The sequence below is a fragment of the Pseudomonas sp. NPDC089569 genome, assembly GCF_050280625.1.
Taxonomy (GTDB): domain Bacteria; phylum Pseudomonadota; class Gammaproteobacteria; order Pseudomonadales; family Pseudomonadaceae; genus Aquipseudomonas.
This window is the reverse complement of record NZ_JBNNVQ010000147.1, coordinates 1-10878: the sequence shown is the minus strand read 5'-3', so window position 1 is coordinate 10878 and position 10878 is coordinate 1. Positions and strand designations below refer to the sequence as shown.

9 protein-coding genes are annotated in these 10878 nt (G+C 60.7%); 6 read left to right on the top strand and 3 right to left on the bottom strand.

The features are described from left to right. Positions 1-280: 280 nt before the first annotated feature. From ACQKP2_RS30160 to ACQKP2_RS30150, 3 genes are all read right to left on the bottom strand, one after another. Positions 281-652 (bottom strand): translation initiation factor Sui1, encoded by a 372-nt coding sequence (locus tag ACQKP2_RS30160; RefSeq protein WP_427581980.1) that lies wholly within the window; start codon positions 650-652, stop codon positions 281-283. Between the two features lie 289 nt (positions 653-941). Beyond that, positions 942-1511, bottom strand: coding sequence for an NUDIX hydrolase (locus tag ACQKP2_RS30155; protein WP_427581979.1), 570 nt, complete (start codon positions 1509-1511; stop codon positions 942-944). Between the two features lie 3 nt (positions 1512-1514). Next, complete coding sequence (locus ACQKP2_RS30150; RefSeq protein WP_427581978.1) at positions 1515-2582, bottom strand: DUF2333 family protein; 1068 nt, start codon at positions 2580-2582, stop codon at positions 1515-1517. A 494-nt stretch (positions 2583-3076) separates the two neighbouring features. Between ACQKP2_RS30150 and gcbA the strand changes: the two genes are divergently transcribed. The 6 genes from gcbA to ACQKP2_RS30120 form a co-directional block, all read left to right on the top strand. Continuing rightward, a complete protein-coding gene (gcbA, locus tag ACQKP2_RS30145) occupies positions 3077-4747 on the top strand; it encodes a diguanylate cyclase GcbA (RefSeq protein ID WP_427581977.1) in 1671 nt (556 codons plus the stop codon). A gap of 1450 nt (positions 4748-6197) precedes the next feature. Then, entirely contained in the window at positions 6198-6746 is a 549-nt protein-coding gene (locus ACQKP2_RS30140) for a methyl-accepting chemotaxis protein (RefSeq protein WP_427581981.1), read from the top strand. Between the two features lie 204 nt (positions 6747-6950). Further along, complete coding sequence (locus ACQKP2_RS30135) at positions 6951-8693, top strand: protein-disulfide reductase DsbD (protein ID WP_427581976.1); 1743 nt, start codon at positions 6951-6953, stop codon at positions 8691-8693. A 146-nt stretch (positions 8694-8839) separates the two neighbouring features. Next, positions 8840-9295 (top strand): type II 3-dehydroquinate dehydratase, encoded by a 456-nt coding sequence (gene aroQ, locus ACQKP2_RS30130; protein WP_427581975.1) that lies wholly within the window; start codon positions 8840-8842, stop codon positions 9293-9295. Positions 9296-9319: 24 nt separating this feature from the next. Next, on the top strand, positions 9320-9787 hold the full coding sequence (gene accB, locus ACQKP2_RS30125) for an acetyl-CoA carboxylase biotin carboxyl carrier protein (RefSeq protein ID WP_427581974.1): 468 nt from the start codon (positions 9320-9322) through the stop codon (positions 9785-9787). Between the two features lie 17 nt (positions 9788-9804). Then, positions 9805-10878, top strand: a 1074-nt coding sequence (locus ACQKP2_RS30120) for an acetyl-CoA carboxylase biotin carboxylase subunit (protein ID WP_427581973.1), incomplete at its 3' end; no start/stop codon positions are given.

Below are 10878 nucleotides of genomic sequence, written 5' to 3'. Positions count from 1 at the left end.
CTGCGGCTGTCCGCAACTGTCCATTGGCTGCCATCGTCTTTGCGTGTGCGTCGTACGGACATCGAAGTCCCCTATAAAGAAGTCATGGTGCGTCGCCTGGTTTCAGGCCGGCGCAGTCTAAAGAATGAAAATGACGGTTCGTCAACGAGGGGGTAGACCTCGCCGTCCGCTGTGAGTTTAGAGACCGGTCATGAACAGGCTCTGTGAAAACCATGGAGACGACGCCGGTCTTGAGAGACTCAGGACCGGATCAAGCCGCGGGTGGTCTTCACAGAGGCTGCTAGCCGCCGGATTTCTTCGCCTTGAAACCGAGTTTGATCAGTTCAGCCAAGAGTAGCTCGACATGATCGCCCTGGATTTCAATGACTCCGTCTTTCAACGCCCCACCGGTACCACAGCGTTTTTTCAACGATGTGGCCAGTTCCTTGAGCGCGTCTTCAGCCAACGGCACGCCGGTGATGGTGGTCACCGTCTTGCCGCCACGGCCCTTGCTTTCACGGCGCACGCGGGCGATGCCGTCGCCGGCCGGGATAACGGTCTGTTTGCAGATGCAGGCGTCCACCGGCTTATTGCATTCCGGGCAATGACGACCTGCGTCGGTGGAAAATACCAGGCCGCCCAGGGCGGCGAAGGATGCGGCTTTTTTGGCCACCGGCAATCCTCTTGGGAGGACAAAGACTGGTCGCGACCTTGGGCAAGGTCATCGACCGCGAAGCCCCACTCAGGCAGGGGCAGCGCTTCTGAAACGGTGGATCCCTGTAGGAGCGAGCACGCTCGCGATGGAAGACCAGCCACCGCGGGGTGTCAGGATGCCAACGTTATCGTTGACGATCATCGCGAGCCTGCTCGCTCCTACAGATACAGCAATACCGGTTCAGTTTGAAAAGGTCGCGCAGTGTAACGGCAAAAACGCCGATTGCTAAGAGCCAATCGGCGCCAATTTATAGCTCTTTTGCGACGTCACCGGAGCGCGAACGCAGATAGCGCTTCAATGCCGCCAGGGAGTCCGGGCAATAAGGCTTTTGCTCGATGTCGCGCAGCACGTCTTCGATGGGTAAAAAGCGCGCTTCGAGCACTTCTTCCGGTTGCAGGATCAATGGGCCGTCCCACACGGCCGAAAACGCCGAACACCAGAGGCGGTTGCCGGTGTCCTCGAAAAAAAAGTGGTCGTGGACGGTCAGTTCCACCCCGCTCACACCCAACTCTTCCTCCAGCTCCCTGGCCGCCGACTCGGCGTAGGTTTCACTGGCAAGCACCATGCCGCCCGCCGCCACATCCCAGTACCCCGGATAAATCGCCTTGCTCAGGGTTCGGCGATGCACACACAGTTCACCGGCGGAATTGAACAACATGATGTAAGTGCCGCGCCCGATCAGCCCGCGCTCGCGCAGGTCGGAGCGGACCAGCGCGCCGAGCAGGTTGTCCTGCTCGTCGACCCAGGCGATTTGCTCGGCATCGGAAGCGGCCCGGTGGGCCGCCTCGCGCAGGTTGTCGTTGTAGCTGTCGACCATGGCTCAGCCCTGATTCAGCAGTTGACGCAAATCGATCACCGCCGCGTTGGCCCGGGAAATGTAGTTGGCCATGACCAGCGAGTGGTTGGCCAGCACACCGAAGCCACTGCCGTTGAGGATCATCGGGCTCCACACTGGCTCCTGCGAAGCTTCCAGCTCACGAATGATCTGACGCACGCTGACCGTGGCGTTCTTCTTGGCCAGCACGTCGGCGAAGTCGACTTCGATGGCGCGCAGCAAATGTGACAAGGCCCAGGCTTGGCCGCGGGCTTCGTAGAACACGTTGTCGATTTGCATCCATGGGGTCTCGACGATTTCCTCGTCGACCTGAGGGGCCACACCCGGTGCCACGACTTCGGTTTTCAACGCTGTGTTGAGCTTGACCCGGCCAACGCTGGCCGACAGGCGTTGCGACAACGACCCCAGACGAGTCCCGACGTCGCCCAGCCAGTTGTTCAGGTTGTCGGCACGGGCATAGAACAGCGCGGTTTTCTGATTCGGATCCGACAGCCGCGCCTGATAGCGGCTCAGGGAGTTGATGCCTTCCTGGTACTCGGACTCACTGGAGGGCAGCACCCAGCTCTTGTTGTCGAAGTTGAAGCGCGGCTCGGCCTTGGCCAGATCGGCGTCTTCGGCCGACTGCGATTGCGAGCGGGCGAAGTCCTTGCGCAACGCACGACTCAAATCACGCACCTGCACCAGCACGCCGTATTCCCAGCTCGGCATGTTGTCCATCCACAGGCCCGGCGGGAACCGGTCATTGGAAATGTAGCCGCCCGGCTTGGTCAGCAAGGTGCCGGCAACGGTCTTGAGGGTTTCCACCGTGGTATAGCCAACCACCATCTGTTTGCCTTCTTTCTCGGCCGCCAGTTGTGCAGTCTGCTGCACCGGGAACAATGCCGGTTCCTCGCTCCAGTACCAGCCCAGTGCAATCGTCACCAACAGGTAGATGCCGATCAGCGTCGCCAGCGCCCGGCTGAACAACAAACCGCCCAGATAACTGCGGGTTTCCGACTTCGGTTCAGCAGCACGTTCGGGCGCGCTACCGGCGCGATTCTTCCAGTCCAGCATGGCGATATCCTTTCAATCACTTGAGTTCATCGGTTCGACCACAACCATACAGCAACGTGCCTTGGCCCGGCACTCGCCGTTGGGTCCGAGCCGGAATTTTATGGCACGGCACTTATTAAATACCGCTGCGCCCGACACTCTCGTGCCAGAAACCGTTTTGCCGAATGCTTTTGTCCGCTTCCGGAGTGAACGCATCAGGGAATCCCCTATATCCCTTACGCTCGATTTCCCTCCCGGATTCACTCCGGCAACCCCTGCGCAAAAGCGGGCAGCCGTGCGCCAACATTCGTTGGAAAACATCCACATAAAAGCCACAAAGCCCCGAATTCAAAGGGCTCGCCAAGGAATCATCATCCATTTACAGACTATCCGGTCAGAAACTGAATGCACTCACGACGCAGATTATTGACGTCAAACACTCATGTCATCGAAAAGTGGTGCTAGCATAGAGCCACCAGTCGATCTCAGTGTGCACCCTAACTAGTAGTCAGGATATGACCGAGCCAGAAGACCCCAGCCGCGAGCGCCTCAAGCACCACTTTGCCCAGCGGGTAATTCATCAGGCTCGTCAGATTCTTGAGATATGGCAGCGCCTGCAGCGCAGCGAATGGTCCACCAACGATTTATCGGAACTGAGCGAGGCCAATCTTCGCCTGTTGCGATTCGCCGAGCGCTTCGAACAGCCGGAACACATTCAACTGGCGCGTCACATCAGTCAGTCGCTCGAGGCTGTCGACGCCAATCGAGGGCGGCTGAGCAGCGGCCTGATCACCGACCTCAACCGTTTGATGCAGCGCCTGTCGCGTACCGGCCTGCGTCACGGCGATCAGCTCGACCAAACGTTCCTGCCGCCGTTGCGCAAACCTATCTACGTGATGCTGCAGGACCACGACCGTGCCGAGCGCCTGGCCAAGCAACTGGAGTTCTTCGGGCTCAGTGCCCAGGCCCTGGACAGTGTGGCGGCATTCCGCTCCTCAATGGTCGAGCGGCTGCCCGCGGCGATTGTCATGGACGTGGATTTCAGCGGCCCCGGTGTTGGCCTGAAACTGGCCGCCGAGGCTCAGGAAGGCCTTGAGCAGCGTTTACCCCTGCTGTTCTTCAGCCTGCACGAAACCGACACGCCGACACGCCTGGCCGCCGTGCGCGCCGGAGGTCAGGAGTTTCTCACCGGCACGCTCGAAGCATCGAGCCTGCTGGAAAAAATCGAAGTGCTGACCTGCTCCGCCCAGTACGAACCTTTCAAAGTGCTGATCATCGACGATTCGCGAGCCCAGGCCCTGCATACCGAACGCCTGCTCAACAGTGCCGGGATCGTGACCCGAACCCTGACCGAGCCGATCCAGGCCATGGCCGAACTGGCCGACTTCCAACCGGACCTGATCATTCTCGACATGTATATGCCGGCCTGCACCGGTACGGAACTGGCCAAGGTGATCCGCCACAACGACCGCTATGTCAGCGTGCCGATCATTTACCTGTCGGCCGAAGACGACCTGGACAAACAACTGGACGCGATGAGCGAGGGCGGCGACGACTTCCTGACCAAGCCGATCAAGCCCCGGCACCTGATCACCACCGTGCGCAACCGCGCGGCACGGGCGCGCAACCTGAAGGCGCGGATGGTCCGCGACAGCCTGACCGGCCTGTACAACCACACCCATATTCTGCAACTGCTCGAGGACTGCTCGTTCCGCGCCCGCCGCGAGAACAAACCGTTGAGCTTCGCCATGCTCGACATCGACCACTTCAAACGGGTCAATGACAGTCACGGCCACCCCATGGGCGACCGGGTGATCAAGAGCCTGGCGCTCTTTCTCAAGCAGCGGCTGCGCAAGACCGACTTCATCGGCCGCTACGGCGGCGAAGAATTCGCCATCGTCATGCCTGACACGGACCTGGAGGCGGCCTGGAACGTATTGGATGAAATCCGCCAGCGTTTTGCCGAGATTCATTACCCCGCCCAGCCCCAGGATCTCTGGTGCACCTTCAGCGCCGGCGTGGTCGAGATGAGTGAAAACTCCGACAGCCTTTTAATGTCCAGCCAGGCGGACGAGGCGCTGTATCGCGCAAAGGGTGCAGGACGCAACCGTGTGCAAGCCGCACAGGCGTCAAAGCAAAATGCCACTTTTTCATCGCAAATGAGCCCAGCCGTCATAACCTTGTAATAAAAACGCAATAACTTCAGGCACTTACCATTCCGCCGTTGGTAGTACCTCAATGCGCCTGAAGCTGTTGACCAATCTCAACACTCTCCTTTTAGTTGCCGTGTGCGTGGCCCTCGGTGCCACACTCTGGTGGTCGCAAAAGGCCCTGGAGCGTCCGTACCTGCTGATGGAGCGTTACCTGGGCCTGTCCCAGCAGTTTCAGAATGAAGTGGCGCGCAATATCGAGGACTACCTCTCCAGCGGCGACGCCCTGCGCTTGAGCGGTGCCAGCCAGGCCATCGACAACCTGCAAAAAGAACTCGCGGAGCTGCCACCGGCACTGGCCGGAACCTTGCGTCCCAGCCTGTCGAACCTGAGCGACTTCAGCAAAACCGACCTGCTGGCCGCCGGCAAGCTCGCCGGCGACCCGCAGGCGCTGCTGCTGCAAGCCGAACGTGAACTGGGCGCCAGCATCGATCAACTCAGCCAGTACGCCGGCAGCAATGCGGCGTACCTGACGCCCTTGCTTGCCGCCTCCCAACACCTGGGCAAACTGTCTCTGGCACGCGACAAACTGGTCAGCAGCGGTCGCAGCGAACTGGCCGCCGATGTTGAGCGCGAAGTGACCAGTATCCGCACCCAGGCCGAGCAACTCGACGCCCTGCCGTTGCTCGGCGTGGCCGCCAGCAGTGCTTCGAACACCGATGATTTCGCCGCGATGATGGGCCTGGAAAACAACGAGAAAACCGTGGCCGAAGACGCTGGCGTCGGTCTCAAGCGTGAACTCAACAGCCTGCTGGGACGCTACCCGGCTGAACTGGCACGTACTCGCGACCAGATCCAGAAGCGGGCCGACCTCGGCACCGCGACTCACCTGAAAATCGCCGACGTACAAAAGGCCATCGCCGGCCTGGAGCCTGTGGTTCGCGCCCAGCACGGGCAAATCCAGAGTGAAGTGCGGTTGATGCAAGGCATGATGATTGGTTTGATTTTGCTGATCGCCCTGCTCATCGACACCCTGCAGCGACGCCTGGCCCGAACCCTGACCAATCTTGCGCCCGCGCTCTCGACCTGGGCCGAAGGTGACTTCAGCCAGGACATCCATCTGGGCAAGACCAACCGCGAATTGCACGACATCGAAGCCTCGCTCAATCGCTTGCGCGCCTATCTGGTGGATCTGGTGGGCACCATTCGCCTCAATGCCGAGCAAGTCGCCGGCAGCAGCCGTACCCTGGCCGAACTGAGCAACGACCTGCACAGCGGCGCCGAACATCAGGCCGGCGATACCGCGATGATCCGCGACTCCCTGGGTGAACTGGAGGCGACCATCCAGCAAGTGGCCGGCGACGCCAGCCAGGCCGCCGACGCCAGCCGTCATGCCGGGCAAGCGGTGGAGCACGGGCAGAAAGTCATCGGCCAGAGCCTCACCGGCCTGCATGCGCTGGTGGATGAGGTGCAAGGCAATGCACAGATGATCGAGCACCTGGCCGAGGAGTCCGCGACCATCGGCGGCGTGCTGACGGTGATTCGCTCGATTGCCGACCAGACCAACCTGCTGGCGCTCAACGCAGCTATTGAAGCGGCCCGCGCCGGAGAAATGGGCCGTGGCTTTGCCGTGGTGGCCGAAGAGGTCCGCTCACTGGCACAACGCACTGCGGGCGCCACCGCCGAAATCCAGACGCTGATCGCCGGTCTTCAAGCCGCCGCACGACAGTCGGTCGAAGGTATGCGCGCCCAGGTCGAGCATGCCGAGGCCACGGCCAATCAGGCCCAGGCAGCGGACGGCGCGCTGGACAAGATCGTCGGTGCGATCCAGACCATCGCCGATACAGCCGTGCGCATCGCCGATGTCACCGCTCAACAGAGCGGCGCCGTCAGCGAGATCCGCGACCACAGCGAACGCATTCACCAATTGGGCGGGGACAACCTGTTGCGCATTGGCGAGGGGCGCGAGCAAGGGGAAAATCTGCTGGTATTGGGTGGACGGCTGCATACGGCCGTGCAGGCCTTCCGAGTCTGATCCACCGCCATCGCGGGCAAGTCGAATCGTCGCACCGCCGCTCCCACAGGGTTGGAGGGTGTTCACAGATTTTGTGAGCACCTTCAATTATTGTGGGAGCGGGCTTGCCCGCGATGGCGTCAGCTCATTCACCACAGATCCCTGACTCTGCATACCGCGCGACTGTCCGCTATCATCCCCCCAGTTCCGATACGCGAGATCGACATGCGCCGTTTGTTTTGCCTGCTGCTATTCCTATTTTTCTTGCCGGCCAACGCCACTGGCTTGCTGGACAACCGGCCCAGTTCGACCCTGGGCTCGATCAATAACAGCGCCGACTTCCTGCCGGTGCGCGAAGCCTTTCAATTGAGCCTGGTCGAAAGCACGCCGCAATCGATCAAGCTGCGATTCGTCGCCACCGAGGGCTACTACCTCTACCGGCATCGCTTCCAGTTCCGCACCGAGCCTGCCGACGTCGTACTCGGAACGGCGCAGTTGCCCCAGGGCAAAAAGAAGCACGACGAGTATTTCGGCGATGTCGAGGTCTATCACGGCATTCTCGACGTCGAACTGCCGCGCAATGATCAACGCGCCTTCACCCTGGCCGTGACCTATCAGGGCTGCGCCGACAAAGGCCTGTGCTATCCCCCCGAAACCGAGCGCTTGAGCATCGACGGCGAGGGGGCCTCCACACCCCATGATTGGGGCTGGCGTGAGCTGGCGCTGTTTTTCCTCGCGGGACTGGGACTGACCTTCACCCCTTGCGTACTGCCGATGCTGCCGATCCTGTCCGGCGTGGTGCTGCGTGGTCAGGTGGGCGGTCTGCGCGGCTTCAATCTGTCACTGGCCTACGTGTTGCCCATGGCCGCTTGTTTTGCCCTGTTGGGCGCGCTGATGGGAATGTTCGGTGCGCAGTTGAATTTGCAGGCACGCCTGCAATCGGCCTGGGTGCTGGTTCCGTTTGCGATGTTTTTCGCCCTGTTCGCCCTGGCGATGTTCGGCGTGTTCGAACTTAAGCTGCCGCACGCCATCAGCAGCCGGCTGGACCGCATTGCCGGTCGCACCGAAGGCGGCTCGCTCTGGGGCGCGGCCGTACTGGGGGTGGTTTCCAGCCTGCTGGTTTCACCTTGCGTCTCGGCACCTTTGGCTGGAGCCTTGCTGTACATCAGCGCCAGTGGCGATGCCCTGGGCGGTGGCTTGAAGCTGTTCATGCTGGGCCTGGGCATGGGTGCCCCGCTGCTACTGGTGGCGACCGGTGGCGCCGCCTGGCTGCCGAAAAGCGGGCCATGGCTGATCTACGTGAAAAACGCGATCGGCGTGTTATTGCTCGGGTTGGCGATCGGCTTGCTCAGCCGGGTGTTGCCGGGCCAGGTCACCTTGCTGCTGATCGGCTTGCTGGCTGGCGGCGTCGGTCTGTTCATGGGCGCCCTGGAGTTTGTCTATAAACCGCCGAGAAAACGCCTGGGCCAATTGCTGGGGATGTTTCTGCTGTTTTATGCACTGGCCTGCTGGTACGGCGGTTTCAGCGGCCAGAGCGATCCGTTCAACCCGATTGGCCAGGTCCGCACAACGGCCGCCCTCGAACCTGCCGCCGACAGCAGCGCCTGGCAAACCGTCAGCAACCCGGCAGACCTCGATCGTGCTCTTTCCGACGCCCGTTCGTCCGGCACCCCGCTACTGCTCGACTGGTATGCGGACTGGTGCATCAGCTGCAAAGTCATCGAACACGAAGTACTCAACGACGCCACCGTCATCGAACGCCTCAAGGGCTATCGACTGATTCGCTTCGATATCACGGCCAGCAATGCCGAACAACGCGCGCTACTCGATCGCTACAAGCTGTTCGGCCCTCCGGCACTCATGTTTTTCGGCAAGGACGGCGTGGAACGCACCGATGTTCGAGTCATCGGAGAGATCAGTGCCAGAGACTTCGCCGAACGTATTGCCAGGGCGAATGACCGGATTTAATCAAGCGGTCACATATTTCGCGCAAACATCGGACATCGTGTCGGCTTTTGCAGAGAACTGGACAGTCACAAAGGCTTTGCGGCATAGTCGCCGGGTTCTGGCATTTGCCACAAATCACCTTGCCCACAGATAACAGGGAACAGCCGATGGCGACGCTACTGGTTCTGCACGGACCCAACCTGAACTTGCTTGGCACCCGCGAACCGGGCACCTATGGCGCCACGACACTGGCGCAGATCAACCAGGACCTGGAACGGCGTGCCCGTGAAGCCGGCCATCATCTGATGCACCTGCAGAGCAATGCCGAGTACGAATTGATCGACCGGATCCATGCTGCCCGCAATGAAGGCGTGGATTTCATTTTGATCAACCCGGCAGCTTTTACACATACAAGTGTCGCATTACGTGACGCGTTGCTGGCAGTGAGCATCCCATTCATCGAAGTGCATTTGTCCAACGTGCACAAACGCGAACCTTTCCGCCATCACTCCTACTTCTCCGATGTAGCTGTGGGAGTGATCTGCGGCCTTGGCGCCAGCGGTTACCGACTGGCCCTGGAGGCCGCCCTAGAGCAGCTTGAACAACAGGCTAAACGCCCCTGACCGACCCTTGGGAGTTGATGATTCATGGATATCCGTAAAGTTAAGAAACTGATCGAATTGCTGGAAGAGTCCGGTATCGACGAGCTCGAGATCAAGGAAGGCGAAGAGTCCGTACGCATCAGCCGTAACAGCAAGACCCCGGCTCAGCAGTACTACGCGCCGGCTCCGATGCAGGCTCCAGTTGCAGCAGCACCAGCCGCTGCCGCCGCTCCTGCCGCTGCAGCAGCCCCTGCTGCCGCTGCTGCTCCAGCGCTGAACGGCACCGTTGCCCGTTCGCCGATGGTCGGTACGTTCTACCGCAAGTCTTCGCCAACCTCGCCTGCTTTCGTTGAAGTCGGCCAGACCGTGAAGAAAGGCGACACGCTGTGCATCGTCGAAGCCATGAAGATGATGAACCACATCGAAGCCGAAACCAGTGGTGTGATCGAATCCATCCTCGTCGAAGACGGCCAGCCGGTTGAGTACGACCAACCGCTGTTCACCATCGTTTGAACCGCGGAGAGCCTTTGATGACTGCGAAGTTGGAAAAAGTTCTGATCGCCAACCGCGGTGAGATCGCACTGCGGATTCTGCGCGCCTGCAAAGAGATGGGCATCAAGACCGTCGCCGTTTATTCCAAGGCTGACAAGGAACTGATGCACCTGGGCCTGGCAGACGAGTCCGTCTGCATCGGTCCGGCATCCGCTGCCCACTCCTACCTGCACATCCCGGCCATCATCGCCGCGGCCGAAGTGACCGGCGCTACCGCCATTCACCCAGGCTACGGCTTCCTCGCGGAAAACGCCGACTTCGCCGAACAGGTCGAGAACTCCGGCTTCGCCTTCATCGGCCCGAAAGCTGAAACCATCCGCCTGATGGGCGACAAGGTTTCGGCCAAGCACGCCATGATCGCAGCCGGCGTACCGACCGTTCCGGGTTCCGACGGCCCGCTGCCGGAAGACGAAGAAACGGCACTGCGCATCGGTCGCGAAGTGGGTTACCCGGTGATCATCAAGGCCGCCGGCGGCGGCGGTGGTCGCGGCATGCGCGTGGTACACAAGGAAGAAGACCTGATCGCCTTCGCGAAACTGACCCGCACCGAAGCAGGCGCAGCGTTCGGCAACCCGATGGTCTATCTGGAAAAATTCCTGACCAACCCACGCCACGTGGAAGTCCAGGTCCTTTCCGATGGTCAGGGCAACGCCGTGCACCTGGGTGACCGCGACTGCTCGCTGCAGCGTCGCCACCAGAAGGTACTCGAAGAAGCACCGGCACCGGGCATCGACGAGAAGGCTCGCCAGGAAGTGTTCGCTCGCTGCGTTCAGGCGTGCATCGACATCGGCTACCGTGGCGCAGGTACTTTCGAGTTCCTGTACGAGAACGGTCGCTTCTACTTCATCGAGATGAACACTCGTGTCCAGGTAGAGCACCCGGTTTCGGAAATGGTGACCGGTATCGACATCGTCAAGGAGATGCTCAGCATCGCCGCCGGCAACAAGCTGTCGTTCACCCAGGATGACGTCGTCATCCGCGGTCACGCGCTTGAATGCCGGATAAACGCCGTCAACGCCGAAGACAACTTCCTGCCCAGCTTCGGCAAGATC